This window comes from Paracoccus caeni (assembly GCF_016629665.1).
Classification (GTDB): Bacteria; Pseudomonadota; Alphaproteobacteria; order Rhodobacterales; family Rhodobacteraceae; genus Paracoccus; species Paracoccus caeni.
The window spans coordinates 164,230-189,171 of the sequence record NZ_JAEPRQ010000007.1 but is presented as its reverse complement, the minus strand read 5'-3'; the positions used below and the strand labels follow the sequence as shown (position 1 = coordinate 189,171).

Annotated in this window: 19 protein-coding genes; 4 read left to right on the top strand and 15 right to left on the bottom strand. The window is 62.3% G+C overall.

Annotation, left to right across the window (positions count from 1 at the left end; translation table 11 throughout):
• Positions 1 to 145 precede the first annotated feature (145 nt).
• From glgX to glgB, 4 genes are read right to left on the bottom strand one after another with little or no spacing between them, the layout of a single operon-like run.
• Entirely contained in the window at positions 146 to 2,245 is a 2,100-nt protein-coding gene (gene glgX, locus JJJ17_RS16560; RefSeq protein WP_200688427.1) for a glycogen debranching protein GlgX, read from the bottom strand.
• Positions 2,246 to 2,258: 13 nt separating this feature from the next.
• Entirely contained in the window at positions 2,259 to 3,680 is a 1,422-nt protein-coding gene (glgA, locus tag JJJ17_RS16555) for a glycogen synthase GlgA (RefSeq protein ID WP_200688365.1), read from the bottom strand.
• 1 nt (position 3,681) lies between these two features.
• The gene (glgC, locus tag JJJ17_RS16550) at positions 3,682 to 4,938 is read right to left on the bottom strand and encodes a glucose-1-phosphate adenylyltransferase (RefSeq protein ID WP_200688363.1); all 1,257 of its coding nucleotides are present in this window, start codon (positions 4,936 to 4,938) and stop codon (positions 3,682 to 3,684) included.
• A gap of 22 nt (positions 4,939 to 4,960) precedes the next feature.
• Positions 4,961 to 7,138, bottom strand: coding sequence for a 1,4-alpha-glucan branching protein GlgB (glgB, locus tag JJJ17_RS16545; RefSeq protein ID WP_200688361.1), 2,178 nt, complete (start codon positions 7,136 to 7,138; stop codon positions 4,961 to 4,963).
• Positions 7,139 to 7,285: 147 nt separating this feature from the next.
• Here glgB and JJJ17_RS16540 point away from each other — a divergent pair, with 147 nt between their 5' ends.
• Positions 7,286 to 8,887 carry an alpha-glucosidase gene (locus JJJ17_RS16540; RefSeq protein WP_200688359.1) on the top strand — a complete coding sequence of 534 codons (1,602 nt, stop codon included), beginning with the start codon at positions 7,286 to 7,288 and terminating at the stop codon, positions 8,885 to 8,887.
• Between the two features lie 42 nt (positions 8,888 to 8,929).
• Here JJJ17_RS16540 and iolB read toward each other — a convergent pair whose 3' ends face one another.
• The 10 genes from iolB to iolG form a co-directional block, all read right to left on the bottom strand.
• The gene (iolB, locus tag JJJ17_RS16535) at positions 8,930 to 9,739 is read right to left on the bottom strand and encodes a 5-deoxy-glucuronate isomerase (RefSeq protein ID WP_200688357.1); all 810 of its coding nucleotides are present in this window, start codon (positions 9,737 to 9,739) and stop codon (positions 8,930 to 8,932) included.
• Between the two features lie 243 nt (positions 9,740 to 9,982).
• A complete protein-coding gene (gene iolE, locus JJJ17_RS16530; protein WP_200688355.1) occupies positions 9,983 to 10,897 on the bottom strand; it encodes a myo-inosose-2 dehydratase in 915 nt (304 codons plus the stop codon).
• Positions 10,898 to 10,909: 12 nt separating this feature from the next.
• On the bottom strand, positions 10,910 to 12,748 hold the full coding sequence (gene iolD / locus JJJ17_RS16525) for a 3D-(3,5/4)-trihydroxycyclohexane-1,2-dione acylhydrolase (decyclizing) (protein WP_200688353.1): 1,839 nt from the start codon (positions 12,746 to 12,748) through the stop codon (positions 10,910 to 10,912).
• A complete protein-coding gene (locus JJJ17_RS16520; protein WP_200688351.1) occupies positions 12,745 to 14,655 on the bottom strand; it encodes a bifunctional 5-dehydro-2-deoxygluconokinase/5-dehydro-2-deoxyphosphogluconate aldolase in 1,911 nt (636 codons plus the stop codon). Before JJJ17_RS16520 ends, iolD begins: the two co-directional genes overlap by 4 nt.
• A complete protein-coding gene (locus tag JJJ17_RS16515) occupies positions 14,642 to 15,772 on the bottom strand; it encodes a Gfo/Idh/MocA family protein (RefSeq protein ID WP_200688349.1) in 1,131 nt (376 codons plus the stop codon). The genes JJJ17_RS16520 and JJJ17_RS16515 overlap by 14 nt, the downstream gene beginning before the upstream one ends.
• Complete coding sequence (locus JJJ17_RS16510) at positions 15,772 to 16,551, bottom strand: ATP-binding cassette domain-containing protein (protein ID WP_200688347.1); 780 nt, start codon at positions 16,549 to 16,551, stop codon at positions 15,772 to 15,774. The genes JJJ17_RS16515 and JJJ17_RS16510 overlap by 1 nt, the downstream gene beginning before the upstream one ends.
• 1 nt (position 16,552) lies before the next feature.
• Positions 16,553 to 17,659: an ABC transporter permease gene (locus JJJ17_RS16505; protein WP_407673375.1), complete on the bottom strand. Its 1,107-nt coding sequence runs from the start codon at positions 17,657 to 17,659 to the stop codon at positions 16,553 to 16,555.
• A 68-nt stretch (positions 17,660 to 17,727) separates the two neighbouring features.
• Positions 17,728 to 18,654, bottom strand: coding sequence for a sugar ABC transporter substrate-binding protein (locus tag JJJ17_RS16500; protein ID WP_200688343.1), 927 nt, complete (start codon positions 18,652 to 18,654; stop codon positions 17,728 to 17,730).
• A 56-nt stretch (positions 18,655 to 18,710) separates the two neighbouring features.
• Complete coding sequence (locus JJJ17_RS16495; protein ID WP_200688341.1) at positions 18,711 to 19,568, bottom strand: sugar phosphate isomerase/epimerase family protein; 858 nt, start codon at positions 19,566 to 19,568, stop codon at positions 18,711 to 18,713.
• Between the two features lies 1 nt (position 19,569).
• Positions 19,570 to 20,577, bottom strand: coding sequence for an inositol 2-dehydrogenase (gene iolG / locus JJJ17_RS16490; RefSeq protein ID WP_200688339.1), 1,008 nt, complete (start codon positions 20,575 to 20,577; stop codon positions 19,570 to 19,572).
• Between the two features lie 134 nt (positions 20,578 to 20,711).
• Between iolG and JJJ17_RS16485 the strand changes: the two genes are divergently transcribed.
• Positions 20,712 to 21,728 (top strand): LacI family DNA-binding transcriptional regulator, encoded by a 1,017-nt coding sequence (locus tag JJJ17_RS16485; protein WP_200688337.1) that lies wholly within the window; start codon positions 20,712 to 20,714, stop codon positions 21,726 to 21,728.
• Here the strand turns inward: JJJ17_RS16485 and JJJ17_RS16480 are convergent.
• Positions 21,723 to 22,766: a substrate-binding domain-containing protein gene (locus JJJ17_RS16480; RefSeq protein WP_200688335.1), complete on the bottom strand. Its 1,044-nt coding sequence runs from the start codon at positions 22,764 to 22,766 to the stop codon at positions 21,723 to 21,725. The two genes, JJJ17_RS16485 and JJJ17_RS16480, sit on opposite strands and share 6 nt — an antisense overlap.
• Before the next feature lie 239 nt (positions 22,767 to 23,005).
• Between JJJ17_RS16480 and JJJ17_RS16475 the strand changes: the two genes are divergently transcribed.
• Together JJJ17_RS16475 and JJJ17_RS16470 are read left to right on the top strand one after the other, a co-directional pair.
• Complete coding sequence (locus tag JJJ17_RS16475; protein ID WP_200688333.1) at positions 23,006 to 24,055, top strand: ABC transporter substrate-binding protein; 1,050 nt, start codon at positions 23,006 to 23,008, stop codon at positions 24,053 to 24,055.
• Positions 24,056 to 24,147: 92 nt separating this feature from the next.
• Entirely contained in the window at positions 24,148 to 24,942 is a 795-nt protein-coding gene (locus JJJ17_RS16470) for an ATP-binding cassette domain-containing protein (RefSeq protein ID WP_200688331.1), read from the top strand.

The following is a 24,942-nucleotide window of genomic DNA, read 5'->3' as shown; positions in this document are numbered from 1 at the left end:
CACGATGCACCCCAAGCCCAGCGGCGCGCGCGGCAGAACGTCAAGAGCAGAAGCAGGCTGCCTCTGGCCGAAACATGGTGGTTGCTTCCCGACGATGTGACGTGGCGGGAAATGCTGCCGGTTTTGGCAGCGTAAGATCAGGCAGCTATTCCTCCCCTTCCGGTGAAGTGGAATTTTGCGACAGAACGAAGGCCACGGTGCTGTCGGCCTCGATCATGGCGGCGCCGGCGGCGGGCTCATCAATCGCACCGTCGCGCGCACTGTCCAGTTGTCGCCGCCAAACCGCCCCTTTCGCGGTTTCCGGCAAATGCACCTCGGCCGCAGGCCCGGCATTGAAGACGACAAACACCGCGCCCGGCAGCGCCGCATAATCCGGCGTGCCCGAAGCCATCCGCATTTCGGCAGCCAGCAGCCGCAATTCGGGGTTGTTCCAGTCATCCGCATGCATCGGCTCACCATCCGCGCGCCGCCAGAACAGGTCGGGCAGACCGTCCTGTTCACGCGGTTGCGAATGCAGGAAACGCTTCTGGCGCAGGATCGGGTTGGCCTTGCGAAACGCGATCAGGCGGCGGCAGAAATCGAGGAAATCTGGGTCGGCGCTTTCCCAATCGACCCACCCGATGGGATTGTCCTGACAATAGGCGTTGTTGTTGCCGCCCTGTGAATTGCCAAGCTCATCCCCCGCAAGGATCATCGGCGTCCCTTGGGACAGCAGCACCGTCGCCATCAGATTGCGGCGGCGGCGGTTGCGGCGGGCAAGGATCGCCGGATCATCCGTTGCGCCCTCGACCCCGCAATTGTCCGACAGGTTGTGGTTGTGGCCGTCGCGATTTTCCTCGCCGTTGGCCTCGTTGTGCTTGTCGTTGTAGCTGACCGTGTCCATCAGCGTGAAGCCGTCATGCGCAGCGACGAAATTGACCGATGATGTCGCAGGCCGCCCGTCATGATCGAAGCGCGCAGACGAACCGGCGATGCGCTTTGCCAGCCTGCCGATCTGCCCGGCATCGCCCTTCCAGAAGCTGCGCACCGTGTCGCGGAAACGGTCGTTCCATTCGCCGAAGGGCGCGGTATAGGCGCCAAGCTGATAGCCGCCCGGCCCGATATCCCACGGCTCGGCGATCAGCTTTACCCGGTTCAGCACCGGGTCTTGCCGGATGGCGCGGAAGAAGGGTCCGTCGCGATCAAAGACCCCCCGCGTCCGCCCCAGAACCGAGCAGAGGTCGAAGCGGAAACCATCGACATGCATCACCTCGACCCAATAGCGCAGCGAATCCATCACCAGCCGCAGCGTGAAGGGGCTGTCCATGTTGAGGACGTTCCCCGTCCCCGCATCGTTGATGTAATAGCGCCGGTCATCCGCCAGCCGATAATAGGCCGCATTGTCCAGACCCCGGAAGCTGAGGGTCGGACCCATCTCGTTCCCCTCGGCGGTGTGGTTATAGACCACGTCAAGGATCACCTCGATCCCCGCCTGATGGAAGCGGGCGACCATCTGCTGAAACTCTCCGATCTCGCCGTCGCGCATATAGCGCGGCTCGGGGGCGAAAAAGCCATAGGTCATATAGCCCCAGTAATTCGTCAGCTTCCGATCCACCAGAAAGCGGTCATCGACGAAAGCCTGAGCAGGCAGCAACTCGATCGCGGTCACGCCCAGATTGTTCAGATGCTCAAGGATCGGGTCCGAGGCCATCGCCAGCCACGTCCCCCGGTCGGGAATATCCGGGCGACCTGCGGTCAGGCCCTTCACATGCGCCTCGTAGATCACCGTTTCGGTCAGGGGGCGGCGGATAGGGCGATCCTCGCCCCAGGTGAAGCTGGGATCGATCACGACCGAGCGCGGCATATAGGGCGCGCTGTCACGGCGGTCGAAGCTCAGATCGGCATCGGCATGCCCGGCGCGATAGCCAAACAAAGCGTCATGCATCACCGGCTTCCCGGTCAGCCGCTTGGCATAGGGATCGATCAGCAGCTTGTTCGGGTTGAAGCGATGGCCTTCCTGAGGATTATAGGGGCCGTGGACGCGGTAGCCGTATTTCTGCCCCGGCCTCAGGCCCGGCACATAGCCATGCCAGACATGGCCGTCACGCTCGGGCAGATCGATCCGGCTTTCGCGGCCTTTGGCGTCGAAGAGGCACAGAACCACCCGTTCGGCATTTCGGGAAAACAGCGCGAAGTTGACCCCCGCGCCATCGAAAGTCGCGCCCAGCGGGGTCGGATGCCCCGCCGTCATCTTGTAAGGTGCCATCATCAAGGTGCCGTCATGTCCGTGCAGTCAACTCCGCATACAGCGACACATAGGCCGCAGCCGAGTGATCCCAGCCGACGGGTTGCGACATCGCGTTGCGTTGCAGGCGAGACCATGTGCGCGGTTGCTTGTAAAGCCCCGCCAGCCGGGTCAGGGCGTTCTGCAACGCCTCTGTGGTCACGGGCGAGAACTGGATGCCGTTTGCGACGCCTTTTGCCAATGCGGCGGGCGATGCATTGATGACGGTATCCGCCAGCCCCCCGGTCAGCGCCACCACCGGCACGGTGCCGTAACGCAGTCCGTAAAGCTGGGTAAGCCCGCAAGGCTCGAACCGGGACGGCACAAGGATCGCATCGGCGCCGGCGATCATCCGGTGCGACAAAGCCTCATCATAGCCGATCTTGACGGCCACGTTTGGATCGTCGGCTGCGGCCAGAAACGCCGCTTCCAGCGCCGGATCGCCCGACCCGAGCAGTGCCAGTTGCCCGCCCTCTTTCAGCAGCGTCGGCAGCGCCTGCAACACCAGATCAAGACCCTTTTGCTGGGTCATGCGCGAAACGATGATGCAAAGCGGCCCTTCCGCTTCGGGCAGGTCCAGTTCGGCCTGCAAGGCCTTCTTGTTCGCCGCCTTCTTTCGCAGATCGTCAAACGGCTTGATCAGCGGATCGGTCGCGGGGTCCCACATCTCGGTGTCGATTCCGTTCAGGATACCGCTTAGCGCGGCGCGACGATGGCGCATGACCCCGTCCAGTCCCATGCCGAATTCCGGTGTCATCAGCTCTTCGGCATAGCGGGGCGAAACGGTGGTCAGCCGGTCAGCGCCCATCAGACCGGCCTTCAGCGCCGAGACGGTGCCGAAATATTCGTAGCCATCGGCATGGAAACGCGCCGGGTCCAGACGCAGCGCGCCAATGCGGTCGGGGCTGGTCTGGCCGGTGAAGGCGATATTATGGATGGTCAGGATCGTGCGAGCGGTGCCGCCCATCATCCGCAGATATTCGGTAAAGAACCCGGCCTGCCAGTCATGGCCGTGCAGAATATCGGGCAGCCAGTCACCCGCGCCCTTCGTGCCGATATGTGCGCCAACCCATGACAAAGCCGCAAAGCGTTCGGGATTGTCGGGCCAGTCGCGCCCGTCCGGGCCAAGATAAGGTCCGCCCGAACGGTCATAAAGGTGCGGTGCGTCAATCGCCAGAAGGTCCAGCCCCGCCGCCTGCCCCGCCAGCAAACGGGCGGGGCCGCCGAAAAGATCGTCGAAGCGAGCGATCTCGACCGGGCTTTCCAGTGCGCCGATGACGGAAGGATAGCCGGGCAGCAGCACCCGCATCTGAACCCCTTGCGCCGCCAGCGCTGCGGGCAGGGCGCCGACCACATCGGCCAACCCGCCGGTCTTGACCAGCGGCACACACTCTGACGCGATCGACAGAACCCTCATCTTACCCTTCCGCGCGCCGGTCCAGCATGTCCTGCGTGATCAGCGTCACACCTTTGCCGGTGACGCGGAACCACTTGGCATCCTCGACCGGGTCTTCGCCGACGATCAGCCCCTCGGGAATAACGACGCCGCGATCGATCACCACGTTCTTCAGCCGGGCCGAGCGATGCACGGTCACATAGGGCAGCACCACCGCATGATCCAGCACGGCGTAGGAATTGGTGTGAACCTCGGTGAAGAGCAGCGAATTACGGATCTCGGTGCCCGAGATGATGCAGCCCCCGGACACCATCGAGGAAATCGCCACGCCGCGGCGGTCCTTTTCGTCATGGATGAATTTCGCGGGAGGCACGCTTTCGGAATAGGTCCAAATCGGCCAGTCGCTGTCCCACAGGTTCAGATCCGGGGTGAAATCCGTCAGCGCGATATTGGCGTCCCAGAAGGCATCGACGGTACCGACATCCTTCCAATAGGCAGGCGCGCCGGGGTCACGGACGCAGGACGTGTCGAACTTGTGCGCCATCGCCTTCCCGTTCTTCACGATGTCGGGGATCAGGTCATTGCCGAAATCATGGCTGGAATTCGGGTTTTCGGCATCGCGGACCAGCAGATCGCGCAGGAACGGCCACGAGAAGACATAAATCCCCATCGAGGCCAGCGATTTGGTCGCATCACCGGGCATCGAAGGCGGATCCTTGGGCTTTTCGAGGAAGGACGTGATCCGCCCGGTCTCATCCACCGCCATCACACCAAAGGCCGACGCCTCTTCGCGCGGCACGGTGAGACAGCCGATGGTCACGTCGGCGCCGCTGTCAACATGCTCGCGCAGCATGATTTCGTAATCCATCTTGTAGATGTGATCGCCGGCCAGAATGATGATGTAATCAACGTCATAGCTGTCCACGATGTCGATATTCTGGGTCACCGCATCGGCAGTGCCACGATACCAGTGATCCTCGGACATACGCTGACTGGCGGGCAGAATGTCCAGAAATTCGTTGCGTTCCGCGCGGAAGAAGTTCCAGCCGCGCTGGCAATGGCGGATCAGGCTATGCGCCTTGTATTGGGTCGCAATCGCGATCTTGCGGATGCCGGAATTCATCGCGTTCGACAAAGCGAAATCGATGATCCGGGTCTTGCCGCCAAAATAAACGGCGGGCTTCACGCGCCGGTCGGTCAGTTCCTGCAACCGACTGCCGCGTCCCCCCGCCAGCACGAAGGCCATCGCCCGGCGCGTTAATCTTCTGTTTTCAACCATGGCACACTCTCCCCCTATCCGCTTAGTTCTCGGCAACAAACACCACCACAGACAGCGCCGGGATGGTGATGCGGATCGAGGCAGATTGCCCGTCCAGACCTTCCGGCTCTGCCTTGACCTGCCCCAGATTACCCTTGCCGCTGCCACCATAAATCTCGGCATCGGTATTCAGCGCCTCGCGCCAGATACCCTCCTGCGGCACGCCGATCTGATAGTCCCGCCGCTCGACCGGCGTGAAGTTGGCAACCACGACCACCGGCGCATCACCCTCATCGCCTTTGCGAATCCACGCGGTCACCGATTGTTCGGCGTCGTTGCGCAGCCATTCAAAGCCCGAGGCATCACAGTCGCGCCGGTGCAGTGCGGGCGTATCGCGGTAAAGCCAGTTCAGATCGCAGACCAGTTGCTGCACACCCGCATTCTTTGGCTGGGCTGCGGCGTGCCAGTTCAGTTCGCCATTGTGGTTCCATTCCTCGGGCTGGGCGAATTCGCAGCCCATGAACAGCAGCTTCTTGCCCGGATGCATCCACATGAAGCCGTAATAGGCCCGCAGATTCGCAAATTTCTGCCAATCGTCGCCCGGCATCTTGTGCAGCATGCTGCCCTTGCCGTGGACCACTTCATCATGGCTGATCGGCAGGATGAAGTTTTCGTTGAACGCATACATCAGACCGAAGGTCATCAGGTCATGATGGTATTTCCGGTAGATCGGATCACGCTCCATATAGCGGAGCGTGTCGTTCATCCAACCCATGTTCCACTTGTAGCCAAAGCCCAGCCCGCCCGCATCGACCGGGGCCGAGACCTTCGGGAAAGAGGTGCTTTCCTCGGCCACGGTCATGATGCCCGGCACTTCGCCATAGGCGGCGATGTTCATGTTCTGAAGGAACGCGATGGCCTCATAATTCTCGCGCCCGCCATCCTTGTTCGGAACCCACTGCCCCTCACGCCGGGAATAGTCGCGGTAAAGCATCGAGGCGACCGCATCCACGCGCAGCCCGTCGATGTGATATTCCTCAAGCCAATACAGCGCGTTGGCGATCAGATAGTTCTGAACCTCGGTGCGGCCGTAATTGTAAATCAGGGTGTTCCAGTCCTGATGGAAGCCCTCACGCGGATCGGAATGTTCGTAAAGTGCGCTGCCGTCAAACCGGGCAAGGCCATGGGCATCGGTCGGGAAATGCCCCGGCACCCAGTCCAGCAGCACACCAAGCCCCGCCAGATGTGCGGCATCGATCAGATCGCGGAATTCGTGCGGCGGGCCGAAGCGGATCGTCGGTGCGTAAAGACCGACCGGCTGATAACCCCAAGAGCCGTCAAAGGGAAATTCGCTGATCGGCAACAGCTCGATATGCGTGAAACCCATATCCTTGGCATAGGCGACCAGATCGCGCGCCAGTTCCTTATAGGATAGCGGCCTGCCGCCCTGATCCCACCGCCGCCGCCAGCTTCCCAGATGCACCTCGTAAATCGAGATCGGCTCGTCCCGGCCCTGCAATGCCGCGCGGCGATCCATCCAGTCCAGGTCGCGCCAGCCATAGCCCGAGATGTCGCGCACGATACTGGCCTTTTCCGGCGGATGCTGGCTGCCGAAACCCACCGGATCGGCCTTCAACGCCAGATCGCCATGCGCGTCCAGAATCTCGTATTTGTAGAGGGTGCTGTCACCCAGATCGGGTAGGAAAATTTCCCACACACCGGACCCTCCGACGCGCCGCATCGGGTTGGTGCGCCCATCCCATCCGTTAAAATCGCCAACGACCGAGACCCGTCGCGCATTCGGTGCCCAGACCGCGAAATGCGTGCCGCGCACCCCCTCGTGGGTCATGACATGCGCGCCAAGCGCGTGCCAAAGCTGCCGATGCGTCCCCTCACCCAGCAGATACAGATCGACATCGCCCAGAACCGGGCCGAAACGGTAGGGATCGTCAAATTCCCGCCGCTCGCCCTCGCTGTTGGTCGCGCAGAGATGATAGGTCCGGGCTGCAAGCTGCGTGGCGAACACATCACCCCTGAGACGGGTCAGCTCGACCCTGCCTTCCGGGGTGACAGCTTCCAGCAAAGATGTGTCGGGTGAGAAGGCAGTCAGCCAAAGCTTCTTTCCGTCATCATGCAGGCCAAGCAATTCAAACGGCCTGTCGCACCGGCCTTCCTGCAACTGCTGGAGGTCGCGGACACCAAGAAAAGAAGGTTGTGCCATCGCTGTCATTGCCTTCACTTTAATCGTCCTGACAATTCCGACAATTATATTCTTGCCGCAATGTAAGTTACCGCTAACACATCCTTGAAGCCGACGCTATAGTCTTGCCCTAATTGTACGTGCGCACATTGCAGGAGGGTGACAGTAATGACTGAATGGTGGCGAGACGCGGTAATTTATCAAATCTACCCCCGCAGCTTTCAGGACAGTGATGGCGACGGCATCGGCGATCTGCCGGGGATCACGCGCCGACTGGACCATGTCGCCGCACTGGGCGTCGATGCGATCTGGCTGTCGCCGATCTTCGCCTCGCCGATGAAGGATATGGGATATGACGTGTCGGACTATACCGACATCGACCCGTTATTCGGGACATTGGCCGATTTCGACGCGCTGATCGCCCGCGCGCATGAACTGGGCCTGAAGGTCATTATCGATCAGGTCATCAGCCATTCCAGCGACAAGCATCCATGGTTCGCGGAAAGCCGCGCCAGCCGGGATAATCCGAAAGCTGACTGGTATGTTTGGGCCGATCCGAACCCGGACGGGACGCCGCCAAACAACTGGCCCTCGGTCTTCGGCGGCCCGGCCTGGGAATGGGAGCCGCGCCGGCGGCAATACTATCTCCACAACTTCCTGATCGAGCAGCCGGTCCTGAATTTCTGGAGCCGCGATGTGCAGGACGCCCTGCTGGACACCATGCGCTTCTGGCTGGAGCGCGGCGTGGACGGGTTCCGGCTGGACACGGTGAACTACTATTTCAACGATGCGCGCCTGCGGGACAATCCGCCGAACCTCGGCCATACCGGACCGGAAACCTATGGATTCCAACAGCATATCTATTCCAAGAACCGCCCCGAAAACATCGCGTTCCTGAAGCGCATGCGGGCATTGACCGATCAATATGACGCCCGGATGATGGTGGGCGAAGTCGGCGACGGCGGCGAAACCGCCATCCGCATCATGGGCGAATACACGGCGGGCGATGACCGTCTGCATATGTGCTACAGCTTCGAGATGCTCAGCCCCGATTTCACCGCCGGGCATTTCCGCCGCACTATCGAGGGCGTGCGCAAAGGCGCCCCGGACGCGCATTCCTGCTGGAGCTTCTCGAACCACGATGTGATCCGCCATGTCAGCCGCTGGGCGAAGAATGCCGACGATCTGGACGCACTGTCGCGGCAATCCGTCGCTATGCTGGCCTCTTTCCCCGGCACGCTTTGCCTCTATCAGGGCGAGGAGCTGGGCCAGACCGAGACCACTTTGGTCTATGAAGAACTGACTGACCCCCCTGCCCTGCGCTTCTGGCCAGAGGTCAAGGGGCGCGATGGCTGCCGCACGCCGATGGTCTGGGACGAGACCACGAATGCAGGCTTCAGCGCGGCCAAACCATGGCTGCCGGTCAAGCCCGAACAGGCAGCGCGAGCGGTCAGCATCGAACAGGCGGATAATGACAGCGTTCTGGCCGCCTATCGCGCGACCTTGGCGTTCCGCAAAGACCATCCGCCGCTCAGGTGGGGCGATATCACCTTCATCGATCTGCCCGAGCCGCTGCTGGCGTTCCACCGCGAACTGGACGGCAAGGCTTTGACCTGCATCTTCAATCTGTCGAAAGAGCCCTGCCGGGTTCAGGTGACGGGCCAGACCGAGTTGATCGGGCCTGCTCATGCAGTTTTGACGGATAATCTGCTGGCGCTGCCTGCAAATGGTTATGCGTGGCTGGACGGAGACGTCAGTCTCTCCGTCTGACACGTTCCGCAGCAGATTACGCTTCGTGGCAGTTCGCGCGCTTTAGGTGGCGTCGCGGCGCATGATTTCTTCGACCTCGGGGGCGGGCACGAAGCGCCAGTTGCGGCGGGGACCGGCCATGACGTTGAGGTAATAAAGCTCGAACCCATAGGGCGCGCCGCAGGGATGGTGGCCGCGTGGGACCAGCACCACGTCGCCATCCTTGACCGCCATCGTCTCATCCAGCGAGCGGTCATCGGTATAGACGCGCTGGATCGCCCAGCCCTCGGCCGGGTTCAGGCGGTGGTAATAGGTTTCCTCCAGATAGGTGATCCGGGGGAAGTCGTCTTCGTCATGGCGGTGGCTGGGATAGCTGGACCAGTGGCCCGCCGGGGTAAAGACCTCGGTGACCAGAAGGCTGTCGGCGTAGTCTTCGCCCTCCATCGCGATGTTATTGATATGGCGGGTATTTGTGCCCTTGCCGCGAGGGGTCAGGGTAATGCCGTCAGGGCCGATACGCCGCGCGGAATGACCGCTTTTGCCGGGGGCAGAGCAGACGGCGATCACGCAGTCGGTCTCGGCCACCGCCGTCCAGTCGCTGCCATTCGGCAGGTAGAGGCAATGCGGCGGGGTCTTTTCGAAAACGTTCATCCGCTCGCCAAGCACACCCCAATCCTGTCCGGCGCCGGTCAGGTGGGCCTTGCCTTCGACCATGACCAGAATGACCTCTCGGTCGCCAATCGCTTCGGTCGCGGTATCGCCGGGCTTCAGGCGATAGAGCGAAAAGCCGACATAGCGCCAGCCGGCATCCGCAGGGGTGATCTGATGGACTTTGCCACTGGTGCCGAAGGGTTTGCGAAGAAGGTCGGGCATGGGCTGTCCTTTCATTTCTGGTGTTGCGCGATGGTTAAGAAAAGCGCGGGAGGAGGCGGCTCCGGGTCATCGCGGGTTCGGCCAGCAAATGCTGGGGTTCGGGGCGCACAAGGCATGCACCGAGGATGCACAGCGCGTACACAGGTTGTACACAGCTTGCGAACGGTGGTGTTGCGTGAGAGCGATGGCGGTGCGTGCGGAGCACGCACCCTACGAGGTCACGGGTGAGGGCACCGCTGGCGGTCATGCCGTCACGGTCTGATCCAGTCCGGCCTCGCGCGCCATGCGCTTCAGCGCCTGATAGCCCATCGTCTGATAATCCAGCGGATTGCGGACAAGGCTGTCCTGTTCCGCCTCGATCACCAGCCAGCCCTGATAGCCATGATCGGCGGCGATCTTCAGGACCGGGGCGAAATCGACGCAACCTTCCGGGTCGCCGGGGACGGTGAAGGCACCGCGACGGACGCCCTCGATAAAGGACAGCCCCTCGGCGCGGACCTGCGCCATGATCTCGGGGCGGACGTTCTTGGCGTGGATATGGCCAACGCGGGCCATGTATTTCCGCGCCACCTCGGCCGGGTCCGCGCCGCCGAAGGTGCAATGGCCGGTATCCAGCAGCAGCAGCACATTCGGGCCAGCAGCCTCCATGAAGCGGTCGATGTCGTCGGCGCTTTCGACGCAGGTGCCCATGTGGTGGTGGTAGCAGAAGCGCATCCCCTGCCCCGCTGCCTGATCGGCCAGCGCGTTGATCCCCTCCATCAATCGGGTCCATTCGTCATCGTTCAGCACCGGACGGTCGTTGACCGCCACATGGTCGTTGCCATGCACTGTATTCGAGCATTCGCAGATCACCACGACATCGGTGCCCGCGCCTTTCGACATGGCGATATGCACATCAAGCGCGGCCTTTTCCTCGGCCAGCGTCCGGTTGGGCGTCAGGATATTGGTCGAATGCCAGCCGCCGACAAAGCGCAGCCCGTATTCGCCCAGATGCGATTTCAGCGCAGCACCTTCATTGGGCATCTTGTGGCCCTTTTCGATGCCGTCGAAGCCGATGGTGCGGCAATCGGAAAGGCAATCGTCCAGCGACAGATGCGCGCCGATGGTCTGATCGTCGTCATTCGACCAAGCGATCGGGTTGGTTCCGTAGAGGATCATGGTCTCGTCCTGTCAGTTGACAAGGTTCTGCCGGGCCATCTGGGACAGATAACCGGCATAGGCCTGTTTCAGTTTATCGCTCTCGCCGATCTCCGGCACCGCCACATCCCACCAGTGACCCGCCTCGCCAAAGCCGGGGCCATTGGTCGGGTCGGTGTCGATGACGATCACGGTCGGGATGCTGCGACCGCGCGCGGCGATGATCTGCGCCTCAAGATCGGCGATGCCCGATGCCTTGACCGCGTGCGCGCCCATGCTGGCGGCGTGGGCCACGAAGTCGATCTCGGGCTGAACCTCGACATTGCTGTTGATGTAGAGGTTGTTGAACGGCTCGCCGCCGGTGCCCTGTTGCAGGCGGTTGATGCAGCCATAGCCGCGATTGTCGGTCAGAACCACGGTGAAGGGCACGCGGCGCATGACGGCGGTGGCCAGTTCGGAATTGGCCATCATATAGCTGCCATCGCCGACGAAGCAGATCACCTCGCGTTCGGGGCGGGCAAGTTTCAGGCCCATCGCCCCGGCGATCTCATAACCCATGCAGGAGAAGCCGTACTCCATGTGATAGCCGCCCTGACTTGGCTGCCACAGCAGTTTCAGCGCACCGGGCATGGTGCCAGCCGCGCACATGGCGATGGTGTCAGCGGTCGAGGCCCGCTGAACCGCGCCGATCACCTGCGCATCGGTTGGCAGGGCGTTGGTATCGGTGGGCGCCGCGCAATGGGCATCGACCGAGGCCAGCCAATCGGCGCGGGATTGCGGATCGGGGTTACCGGCGCGGTAATCGGCAAGCGCGCCGGTCAGCTTCTCCAGCGCGACGCGCGCATCGGCGACAAGGCCCACGGCGCCGTGTTTGTCGGCGTCATAGGGTTGCACATTGATGCTGACCAGCTTGCGCGTCGGGTTGGCGAACAGCGCCCAAGATCCGGTGGTGAAATCCTGAAAGCGGGTGCCGATGCCGATGACCAGATCGGCGTCGCGGGCAATCGCATTGGCGGCGGCAGAGCCATCGACCCCCGCTGCGCCGTAATTCAGCGGATGCGCCTGAGCCAGTGCCGATTTGCCCGCCTGCGTCTCGATCACCGGGATGTCGTGGCGGCTGGCAAATTCGGCCAAGGCCGCTTCCGCGCCGGAATAAATCACCCCGCCGCCTGCGACGATCACCGGGGCTTTGGCCGCGCGGATCAGATCCGCGACATTGGCAAGGTCGGTGGCGTCGGGTTCGGGGCGGCGAATGCGCCATGTCCGGGGGATGAAGAAGGTTTCGGGCCAATCGTAAGCCTCGGCCTGCACGTCCTGACAGAAGGCCAGCGTGACCGGGCCGCAATTGGCCGGATCGGTCATCACCCGCAGGGCGCGGGGCAATGCGGTCAGCAGATGCTCGGGCCTTGTAATGCGGTCGAAATAGCGGCTGACCGGGCGGAAACAGTCATTGGCGCTGACGGTGCCGTCGTCGAAATCCTCGATCTGTTGCAGAACCGGATCGGGGCGGCGGTTGGCAAAGACATCGCCGGGGATCAGCAGGACCGGCAGCCGGTTCACATGCGCCAGCGCCGCCGCCGTGACCAGATTGGTCGCGCCCGGTCCGATGGAGGAGGTCACCGCCTGCGCGCGGCGGCGGGAATGGCCCTTGGCATAGGCGATGGCGGCATGGGCCATGGTCTGTTCGTTCTGGCCGCGCCATGTCGGCAGGGCATCACCGATGCCATGCAGCGCCTCGCCCAGACCCGCGACATTGCCGTGGCCGAAGATCGCCCAGACGCCTTCGATGAAGCGCTCGCCATCCTCGTTCATCTGCACCGACAGCCAGCGTACCATGGCCTGTGCTGCGGTCAGGCGGATCGTGCCGGTCATGCTGCGGCCTCCTCTGCGGCGCTGCGCGCGCGGTCCCAGATGTCGCAAAGCCGTTGATACCGCTCGGCCATTTGCGCGATGGCGGCATCGTCCGAAAGCTCGCCCTTCATCCACGCGGCTGCGACCTCGCCAAAGATGGTGCGACCGACGGCGAAGCCTTTGACCAGATCGAAGCCGGCAGCAATCTGGAAGCTGGCCGCCAGATCGGCCTCGGGCGCGTCGAGGCCCAGCACCACGATCCCGCGCGTGTGGGGATCGTTATCGGTAATCGCGGTGATGGCGTTCTGCCATGCCGCGGGGCTGCGCAGCGGTTCCAGTTTCCACCAGTCGGGATAGACGCCGATCGAATAGAACTGCCGGATCAGCGTGGCGGTGGTCTGGTCATCGACCGGGCCGCGTTTCGAGGGGATGATCTCCAGCAGGAATTCCAGCCCGTTGCGGCGGGCGGCCTGATAAAGACGTTTTACCGTTTCCTCTTGCTGAAGCCGGATTTCGGCGTCGTCATCGGGGTGGCAGAAGCACAACAGCTTCACCACATTGTCGCGGGCCCATTCGGACAGTTTGCCGTTGTCGAGACCCAGTTCCGGCTCAAGCTCCAGCGGCCAGGGTCCCGGCCATTCGCAGGGGCGCGCGATCCAGAGGCCGGTGCCCGATGCCTTGTGCAAAGCGCGCCGACCGATGCGGTTGTCGCAGAGGATACCGTAACCCGGCTTGCCATCCGCGACTTGCAGCGTGGCGGCGAGGCAGAGTTCCTTGAAGGCCCCGCCTTTTTCCAGCGTATAGCCGTCCATCTTCTCCAACTGGATGCGATGGTCGAAGGCAAAGACCCGCATGGTGGACCAGTCGCCGTGGCGGTTGGTGGACCAGTGAAGCTGTTCCAGCTTCTGATCGTGCCTCAGATCGGGGCGGATGATGCCGCGTTTCAGGAAGAACTCCAGCTCGGTCAGCGAGGGATAGGCGGGCGTGCAGCCGTGGCGGCTGACGGCGAAGGCGCCGCAGGCATTGGCGTATTTCAGCGCCGTGGGCCAGTCTTCGCCATCAAGCCAGCCTTTCAGCAGACCAGAGAAAAAACCGTCGCCGGCCCCGAGAACATTGAACACTTCAATTGGAAAACCGGGGCCGGCCTCGCCTTCGTCAAGCGAGCTTGGGATGGCGCCGGTGAAAGCCACGGCCCCACTGGCACCACGTTTGCAGATGAGTGTTGCGTTCGTCACGGCGCGAACCGCGCGCAGGGCGGCGATGGTATCGGTGGTGCCGCCTGCGATGTGAAATTCCTCTTCGGTCCCGACGATCAGGTCGAACAGATGCAGCGTCGATTGCAGTTTCGCAGTGACGGCGGCGCTTTCGACAAAGCGGCTTTCGCCGTCACCATGACCTGCCATGCCCCAGAGGTTCGGGCGGTAATCGATGTCCAGCGCGGTCTGCGCGCCGTGCTTGCGGGCAAGGTTCAGGGCTTTCAGCACCGCCGCCTCGGTCCGGGGGTTGGACAGATGGGTGCCGGTAGCAAGGACCGAGCGGGACGAGGCAATGAAATCCTCGGCAATGTCGGCCTCGGTCAGGGCCATGTCGGCGCAATTCTCGCGGTAGAAGATCAGCGGAAAGCTGTCCTCGTCGCGGATGCCAAGGATGACCAGCGCGGTCAGGCGTTCGGGGTCGGTGGCGACGCCTTGGGTATCGACGCCTTCACGCTGAAGCTGTTCACGGATGAAGCGGCCCATATGTTCGTCACCGACGCGGGTGATGACGGCAGAGCGCAGGCCGAGGCGGGCGGTGCCGCAGGCAATATTGGTGGGCGAGCCGCCGATATATTTGGCGAAAGAGCCCATATCCTCCAGCCGCCCACCGACCTGCTGGCCGTAGAGATCGACCGACGAGCGGCCGATGGTGATTACGTCAAGCGTCTTCATGTTGCCTCGCATCCTGAAGCCGCACCGGGCGGCCGTGGGAATTCGCCATCGCGTGAATGATCCGTTCGATTTGCAGGCCCGCCGCAAAATCCGGGCCGGGATTGGGACCGCCCGCAATCGCCACCAGCAGATCGCGGCATTCGATGACCTTCTGTTCATTGAAGCCGAAATTATGGCCCGGCGCCGGGCAGAAAGCGGCAAAGTCGGGCTGGTCGGGGCCGCTGAGATGGCGGGTAAAGCCCGCCTCGCCGCTGCGGTGGACCCAAAGCTCGTTCATGTTTTCCTGATCGAAGACAATGGTGCCCTCGCTGCCATGCAATTCCCACTGCATCCGGCATTTGCGCCCGCGCGCCACGCGCGAGGTGGCAAACGATCCTTGCGCACCAGAGGCAAAGCGGATCAGGGCCATGGCGCTGTCTTCATTTTCGACCGCGCGCGGACCTTCGGGCGAGGGGCGTTGTGGAACGGCGATTTGTGTCATCGCGGTCAGTTCCTCGACCGGACCCATCAGCGCGGTCATCTGGCTGACCAGATGGCAGCCAAGATCGCCAAGCGCGCCAAGGCCGCCGCCCTCATGGGTCATGCGCCATGACCACGGCAGGGTCGGATCGGCGGAATAATCCTCGTCATAGACGCCCCGGAAGGCCAGCGGTTTGCCGATCTGACCATCCGCCACCAATTTGCGCGCCGCCTGGAAGGCCGGGTTGCGCAGGTAGTTATAGCCCAGCATCGTCATCTGGCCGGGATGGGCAGCGGCAAGCGCCGCCATCGCGGTTGCATCCTCAAGCGTCAGCGCCATCGGCTTTTCCAGCCAGACATGCTTGCCTGCGTTCAGCGCCGCTTCGGCCATCGGGCGGTGCAGGCCGTTGGGCGTGGTGATCGAGACCACATCGACCGCCGGATCGGCAATCGCCGCCTGCCAGTCGGCCATGCCACGGGCAAAACCGAACTGGGCGGCGAAAGCCTCGGCCCGGTCCTGGGGGGTGTCGCACAGGATTTCCAGCCGGGGGTGGGGACCGCCAAAGACGGTCGCCACATTGCGCCATGCCATCGCGTGACATTTGCCCATGAAGCCGGTGCCGATCAGGGCGACACCAAGGGAACGCTGGCCGGTCATCACACGGTCCCGCCCAGAGAGCCTTCAAGCTTGGCAAGCTCTTGCCCGCCCGCCATCAGATCCTGCAATTCCGATGCGTCGATTTCGCCCTTCTTGGCAGTGCCCAACGTCTGCCCCCGGTTCAGCACGGTGAAACGGTCGCCCACGGCCAGCGCGTGACGGACGTTATGGCTGATAAAGACCACGCCGACGCCCTGCGATCGCACACGGGCAATCGTCGCCAGCACGTTCGAGGTCTGACGGACCCCAAGCGCCGAAGTCGGCTCGTCAAGGATCAGAACCTTGGCACCGAAATAAACGGCGCGGGCGATGGCGACGGTCTGACGTTCACCACCCGACAGGGTGCCGACCGCCTGATCGGGCGCGCGCAGATTGATCCCCATCTTGCGCATTTCGTCCATGGTGATCTGGTTCGCGGCCTCAAGATCGAAGCGTTTGAACGGCCCGCGACCCTTGGTCGGCTCGCGTCCCATGAAGAAGTTGCGGGTGACCGACATCAGCGGGATCATCGCCAGATCCTGAAAGACGGTGGCGATCCCGGCCTCCATCGCGTCGCGGGGGCTGTTGAAGGACAGGGGCTTGCCTTCAAAGTTGATGCTGCCCTCGGTCGGTTTGTGGACGCCCGACATGGTCTTGATGAAGGTCGATTTCCCCGCGCCGTTATCGCCCAGAAGGCAATGGCATTCGCCGGGTCGCACATCGAAGGTCACGCCGTTCAGGGCGATGACATTGCCGAAATGCTTCTTGATGCTGTCCATATGGATGATGGGATCGGACATCTTAACGCTCTCCCGTCACGCGCTTGCGGATGGCGTTGTTGAAGACAACGGCCAGCAGCAGCATTCCGCCCAGAAACACCTGGAACCAGTCCTGATCGAAGGTGGTATAGGTCAGGCCAATCGTGACCATTCCGAAGATGATCGCGCCGAAGAAGGCGCCGATGGCGGACCCGTAGCCGCCGGTCAGCAGGCAGCCGCCGATGACAGCGGTGATGATCGCCTCGAATTCCTTCATGAAGCCGCGGCGGGCATCGGTCGAGCCGGAATCGATCACGGTGATGATGGCGACCAGTGCGGCAGCGCAGGCGGTCAGCATGAACAGCGCGATCTTGACCCGGCGCACCGGGACCCCCGAATTCTGTGCGGCGTTCTTGTCGCCGCCGGTCGCGAAGATCCAGTTGCCCCAGGGCGTGCGCAGCAGGATATAGGTGGCCAGAAGCGCGAAGCCGATGAACCACAGGATTTCAATCGGAACGCCCGGCACCGATGGCGCACCCGAACGCAGTTTGCTGATCCAGCCCATTTCGGCCATCCAGCGGAACACGCCGCCAAAGGCATCGCCGGCAAAAAGCGGGGCCAGCCAGTCGCCCTGAACCGCCTCGCGCACGCCGCGCAACTGGGTCGAGCCGTTGGTGAAGATTTTCAGCCCGACCAGCGAGGCGCCGCGCAGGATGAACAGAAAGGCCAGCGTGACGATGAAGCTGGGCAGGCCGGTCCGTAACACGATGAAGCCGTTCAGCGCGCCCATTGCGGCGGCCAGGGCCATGGTCATCGGGATCGCCAGCGCCAGCGGCAGATCCATATTGACCACCAGCACGCCGAAGATCATCCCCGCAAAGGCCACCATCGAACCAATGGACAGATCGAACTCTCCACCGATCATCAGCATGGCGGCGGCGATGCCCAAAAGGCCAAGCTGCGCGGCGGGGGTCAGAAAGTTGACGATGCCGGGCAGTGTGAACATGGCCGGGCTGGCGGTGATCAGGAAGAAAATGGTGACAAGAACGACACCGCCGATTGCGCCAAGCTCTGGGCGTTTCATCAATCTGGTCGCAAATGATTCAGCTTTGATCCGCTCATCCACGGATGCGGGCATCTCCGAGGCCATAAGTGCCCCTCCCCTCGATTGGTACCGGATGGCGAGCGCGCAGAAACGCGCCCGCATCTGTCACAGGTTCAGCGAATGCCCTGAGCGGACAGGTCGATGACCTTCGCAGCGGCATCGGTTTCGACAAGGTTCGGACCCGAAGGCACGTCACCCGCAGGCATCAGCCCGTAATTGGCGTTCAGCGCCAGGAAGCTGACCGGCAGATAGCCTTGCAGATATTGCTGCTGGTCGATGGCGAAGGCGGCCTTGCCGTCGGCCACGTCCTGCAGGAAGCCTGCCGACAGATCGAAGCTGGCGACGCGGATGGTATCGGTCGCGCCAAGCGCCTCGACCGCGTCCACCGCAGGCTCACCCACCATGGCGGCGCCAAGGGTCAAAACGGTGTCGATGCTTTCATCCGCTTCCAGCGCGGCGCGCACCTTCGACTGCACTTCGGCCGGATCCATCTGGGTCGGGATAACATTGACGGGATTGCCGAAGCCCTCGGCGAAACCGGCGCAGCGTTGATCCAGCGAGACGTTACCGACTTCGTGGTTGACGCAGATGCCCTTCTTGCCGCCCATCTCGGCCAGACGCTCGCCCGCGCGCTTGCCGGCGTCGAATTCCGACTGACCGACATGCAGGATCACGCCCAGATCATGGGCCACATCACCGCCCGAATTCATCGAGATCACCGGGATACCGGCATCCACGGCACGCTGGATTGACGGCCCAAGCGCATCGGCGTCAGGGATCGAAACGACCAGCCCGTCCGGCTGCTGGTTCACGGCGGCGTCGATCAATTGCGCCATCTGAACCATGTCGAAAGTCTCGGGCGAGCGGAAATCGACGGTCGCGCCGGTATCTTCACCCGCCTTTGCGGCACCGTTCTTGACCACCGACCAGAATGGATCGGCTGCCTGACCATGTGCCACCACAACGATGTTCTGCGCCATAGCCGGGGCCGCAATCGCCATCAGGGCAGCGGTTGCAACGGCGCCATAGAATTTCTTCATGTCTTTCCTCCCAGTTTTCTCCAGACCCCGGTTTCCCTCCCAAGGCCAGTTGCGCGTCATGCGCTCCTTCCGCCCGACACCTCCCCGTGCCGGATTTCGTCACCCAAGGACCGCAGCGCCCGAACCGAGCGGGTCAGGATGTCCTCAAGCATGTTCTCAAAACCCTCGCCCTTTGCCGTGTTGAACGGGTCGGGGCCGGGGGCGGCGGGCTCGATGATGATCGGGCCTCGATAGCCGATCGTGTCGAGCGCCCTGAGCTGTGCCGCGAAATCGATATGGCCATCGCCGATGGCACCGCGATTGGAATCCGCCGCATGGTAAAGGCCGATGGCTTCGCCGCCAGCCAGCAAAGCGGCTGCGGGATCGGCCTCTTCGATGTTCATGTGATAGGCGTCGGGCAGCAGTTTCAGGTTCGCGCGCCCGACCTGTTCCAGCAGCGCCAGACCCTCTGCAACGGTGCGGACCTGGTGCGATTCATAGCGGTTCAAAAGCTCGAACACGACCGGAAGCCCCGCCTGCGCCGCAAGATCGCAGACATGTTGCGTGCTTTCGATCAGCAGCGCGTCTTCCTCGGCCTGCGTCGAGACGGGTCGGATCCGCGGCACGATCCCATGCACTGAAATGCGCGGTGTGCCGTTCTCCAGCTTCAAAACCCAATCGATCAGGCGGCGATAATAATCCAGCCCCGCCTGACGGATGGCGGCATCGGGATGGGCAATATCGGCACCAAACGGGGTGATCGAGAAGACCGCCAGACCCTGATCCGCAAGGATGCGCCCGGCCAGTGCCGGATCAAGCCCCTCGACATCGCCATGCAGTTCGACGCCATCCAGACCAACGCGGCGAACTCGTGCGGCGGTCACCGCAAGATCCTCGCCGCCGAAAATCCAGGTGCAGCAGCCGGTCTGGCGCATCTCAGGCCCCCAGCATCGCGGGCGTGACCGCGACGGTCTGCCCGGTTTTCACCGATTGCGTCGCAGCTTCGGCACAGGCCAGGGCCGCGACGCCTTCGCGCAAGGTCGCAGGCATGGTCGCGCCGGATTTCAACGCCTCGATAAAGGCGGTCCATTCGATCTCATAGGCGCGCATGTAGCGTTCAAGGAAGAAATAGACCGGCTTGGCGGACAGCGCGCCTGCATTGGTGATCTTCTGGACGGTGTTTTCCAGCACGTTCTGCGCCGAAAGCAACCCTTCAGAGCCCAGCAGTTCGATCCGCTGGTCATAGCCGTAACCGGCCCGGCGCGAGTTCTTGATGACAGCGATCCGGCCATCGTCCCATGCCAGCGTGACCACGGCGGTATCGACATCGCCTTCCGCGCCGATGGCGGGATCGACGATCGAGGAACCCGTGGCCGTCACCCGCGCAGGTGCGCTGCCATAGATCCAGCAGGCGATATCGAAATCATGGATCATCATGTCGCGGAACAACCCGCCCGAGACCTTCACATAGCTGGCAGGCGGCGGCGCCGGATCGAAAGAGGTGATCGCCAGAAGTTCGCCCTTGCCGATCTCGCCCTTGTCGAAGGCGGCTTTCAGCGAGGCGAAGTTCGGATCGAAACGACGGTTGAAGCCGATCATCACCGGCTTGCCGGTAGCATCGGCCTTTTGCAGCGCGGTCAAGGCGCGCTCCAGCGACAGATCGACGGGCTTTTCGCAAAGAACGGCTTTGCCTGCGGCGGTTGCCCGCTCGATCAGGTCGGAATGGGTGTCGGTGGACGAGGCGATCAGGACGGCATCGATGCCGGGATCGGCCAGAATATCATCGACCGAACGCGCCTCTGCCCCGGTTTCGGCGGCCAGTTTCTGCGCGGCTTCGGCAAAAACGTCGGCAATTGCGACAAGCTGGGAATCCTTGTTTGCGGCGATGGACTTCGCATGAATCAGACCAATTCGGCCCGCCCCGATCAAGGCAATTTTGAACATCCCGCACCCTCCCCCTCGAATCGCAGAATTATTGTTAGCGTCAGACTGCACAGTTCTGCTCGCGCGAGCAAGAATAATTTGCACCCGCGAGCAAATTCCTTTCAACCGAGGGCATTGCGCGATATGAATTAACTATGACAGAGATCCCGGATCAGGATATCGAGGCGTCCATTACCGCAGATGACGTGGCAGCGCTGGCCGGGGTGTCACGCTGGACGGTGGCGCGGGCGTTCAAAAAGGACGCGTCGATTTCACGCAAAAGCCGGGACAAGGTGATGGCTGCGGCGGAAAAGCTGGGCTATGCGCCGGATCTGCTGGCGGCATCGCTGGCCTCGGATCGATCAAATCTTGTTGCGCTTATTACCAATGATTTCAACAATCCGCACAAGCTGGTGCTGCTGGAACGACTGACCCGGACTTTGTGGTCGCATGGCTGGGGAACGCTGCTGGTCCACATGTCGGACAGCGATGATGCCTCGGCGGCGTTGCTGGCGGCAAGTCAGCGGCGGGTGGATGCGGCGGTGATGATGGGCACCCGCTTTGACGACAAGGTGTTGGAAACGGCACTTGGGGCGCGGCGGGTGAAGAAGCTGGTGATTTTCGCGCGCTACAGCCCCAACCCCAACACGCTGACGATTTCCTGCGACGATGTGCTGGCGATGCGGGAAATCAGCGATCACCTGCTGACCAAGAGCATCCGGCGACCGCATTATATTGCCGGGCCGAACACGCAATCGGCCAAGTTGCAGCGGAAGGAAAGCTTCGCCCGCTATTGGGCAGAGGCGACGGGCGCCGAAGTTCCGGTGACCTATACCAGCGGCTATGATTTCAACGCGGCGATTGAAGCGGTGATGCAGATTTTCGGCGAGACGCCGCGCGAGGTTTGGCCTGATGCGTTGGTCTGCGAGAATGACATTCTGGCCATCGGCGCGATGGACGCCCTGCGCTATCGGTTCGGTCTCGACGTGCCGCGCGATGTGGCGGTGACCGGTTTCGACGATATTCCGCTGGCCGCATCACCCGCCTATAACCTGACGACCTATCGGCAGCCGATTACCGAAATGTGCCTGAAATTGCTAGAAATTCTTGACAGTAAGCGCAGCGACAGCGTTTTTGTGCCGGGCAGGTTCGTGACCCGCACCAGTTCATGACCGCAACGGAACCTCTTCCCCGTTCTCGATGGGACGAAGGATGCAGGGGATCATGATCTGCGGGGCGCCCTCTGGCGGGTGATCCACCAGATCGAAGACTTTCAGCAGCATCGCCGATACGTCCTGCTGCGCCATGCCGACATTTTCCTGCATCAGCGCCGCAAAGGGATCCCAGTCGAAACAGCCAAAGCGCAAACCGGTCGGCCCGTCATGCCGCCTGCGGTGAAGCGCCCGGACCACGCCCTCCAGCGCGATGGTCGAGTTCACAAAGATCGCACTGTGATCGGGCAAATCCAGTTCGTCCATCACCGCCTCGTTCTTTTCGGGCGCGTAGCCGTGCATGATGATCCGATCTTCCGGCACGCTTAACCCGGCCTCTTGATGGGCGGTCATGAAGCCGCGCAGGCGTTCGCGGGTATTGTGGTCATAGGCACGGCCACCAATGAAAAACAGCGGGAATTGCTTGCCGAAATCGCGCCGGATGCGGGTCAGGATCAGTCGCGTCAGATCGCGCGCGCCGGTGAAATTATCCGACACGACCGACGGCATGTTCGAGCCGGGCAGATCCAGATTGATGACCCGCACCCCTGCCGCACGGCAAAAATCCCCGATCCGATCCGGCTCGGTGGCGCCGGTGACGATCAGGCTTTCGACCTGATATGAAACCAGCGCGCGGGCCGCAGCAAATTCCAAATCGGCTTCGCGACGTGTGCAGGTGACGACGGGAAACAGATCGCGGGCACGGGCCATGGCTTCGAATTGCTCGGCAATCGCGCCGAAATAGCGGTTGTCGTATTTCGGCACGATCATCCCGACGATCCGCGACCTTTCGCGGCGCAGGACGCTGGCCTGAAGGTTCACGGCATAGCCCTGCTCCTCGGCGATACGGGTGATTCGTTCGGCAAGGCGATCGCTGATTCTGCGCTTCTTCCAGGTGCCGTTCAGCACCGAGGACACCGCGCTTGGACTGGTCCCCGCAATTTGTGCCAGATCGTAGATCGTCAGCCGTTTCGCGGAAGTTCCATCGTTTTCAGCCATGAAGCCCCGTTTCTTGAAAGCTGGAAAAATCAGCCGCGCCAAGATGTATCTTGACAGCAATGGAGACAGTCAGCAATCTTGCTGCATCGATTGAGCGGCTATATTCAATCGATGTAGCAGTTTTAAGGATTGCCAGAGGAGGGACGCCTTTGCGTCTTGGCAATATGTCCACAAGCAAGGGTGGATGCTCGGAACGATCGGCTGCGAGGCCATTTGTGGGAAGTGGAGGAAACACGACAATGAAGATCAGATACCAGCTTGCGGCTACCTCTGTGGTTGCGGCCATTTTGATGAGCGGAGCGGTCAGCGCGCAGGAGGCTGCAACGGTCGCCTTCCTGATGCCGGATCAGGCTTCGACCCGCTACGAGGAACATGATTATCCGGGCTTTCAGGCCGCAATGGATGAATTATGCGCCGACTGCACGGTGATTTATCAGAACGCCAATGCCGATGTCGCGTTGCAGCAGCAGCAATTCAACTCGGTCATCGCGCAGGGCGCCAAGATCATCGTTCTGGACCCGGTGGATTCGGCGGCGGCGGCCGGTCTGGTCCAGATCGCCCAATCGCAGGACGTGAAAGTCATCGCCTATGACCGCCCGATCCCGGATGTGCCTGCGGATTACTATGTTTCGTTCGACAATGAAGGCATCGGCAATGCGATTGCGCAATCGCTGGTCGATCACCTGAAGGCGGAAGGTGTCGAGGCAGGCGCGGGCGTGTTGCAGATCAACGGCTCGCCGACCGACGCGGCGGCTGGTCTGATCCGCGACGGGATCGACAGCGCTCTGGACGGGTCGGAATACAAGACGCTGGCCGAATATGACACGCCGGACTGGGCACCGCCCAAGGCGCAGGAATGGGCCGCCGGTCAGATCAACCGCTTCGGAGCCGACATCAAGGGCATCGTTGCCGCCAATGACGGAACGGCAGGCGGTGCAATTGCGGCGCTGAAAGCCGCAGGTGCCGATCCGCTGCCGCCGGTTACCGGCAACGACGCCACCATCGCGGCGCTGCAATTGATTATCTCGGGCGATCAGTACAACACCATCTCCAAGCCGTCCGAGATCGTGGCCCGCGCCGCGGCAGAAGTGGCCGTGACCTTCCTGAAAGGCGAAACCCCGGAAGCGAAGACCACGCTTTACGACACGCCGTCCGAACTGTTCGTCCCGGCTGTCGTGACGCGCGAAAACATCAAGGCCGAAATTTTCGACAAGGGTGTCCAAACCTCGGATGAGGTCTGCACTGGCGAATACGCCGAAGGTTGCCGTGAGTTGGGAATCATTCAGTAACGAGTTTCAACGAACACGTTGCGGCGTATAACGCGCGCCCTGATGCCCCGGGGCGCGCGTCCCCCCCAAAAAAATCCCGGAAGGAAGCTGCAATGACTGATCCCCGCGAAGGCGCGGCGCAGCCGATTTTGAAGCTGCGTGGTGTGTCGAAACAATTCGGTGCCGTTCAGGCGCTCAAGGACATCGAACTGGATGTGCATGCCGGTGAGGTCGTGGCGCTTGTCGGCGATAACGGTGCCGGCAAATCCACCCTGGTCAAGGTTCTGGCGGGCGTGCATCAGCCGACCGACGGCGCAATCGAATTCATGGGCCAGCCGGTCACCCTGGACAGTCCCGGCAAGGCGCTGGAACTGGGCATCGCGACGGTGTTTCAGGATCTGGCGCTCTGCGAAAATCTGGATGTGGTGGCGAACCTGTTCCTTGGTCACGAGCTTGGCCCCTGGGCACTGGACGAGGTGCAGATGGAAGTTCGGGCATGGACGTTGTTGCAGGAACTGGCCGCGCGCATTCCATCGGTCCGCGAACCCGTCGCCTCGCTGTCGGGCGGTCAACGTCAGACCGTCGCCATCGCCCGCTCGTTGCTGCTGGACCCCAAGGTGATCATGCTGGACGAGCCGACCGCCGCGCTTGGCGTGGCGCAGACCGCCGAGGTTCTGAACCTGATCGAGCGGGTGCGCGATCGCGGTCATGGCGTCATCCTGATCTCGCATAACATGGAGGATGTCCGCGCAGTGGCAGACCGCATCGTGGTGCTGCGGCTTGGACAGAATAACGGCGTTTTCACCGCCGAGACATCGAATGCCGAACTGGTCGCCGCCATCACCGGCGCGACCGAGAATGCGGTGTCGCGCCGTCGCGCCCGCAAGCTGGAAGAAGTGGAACAATAA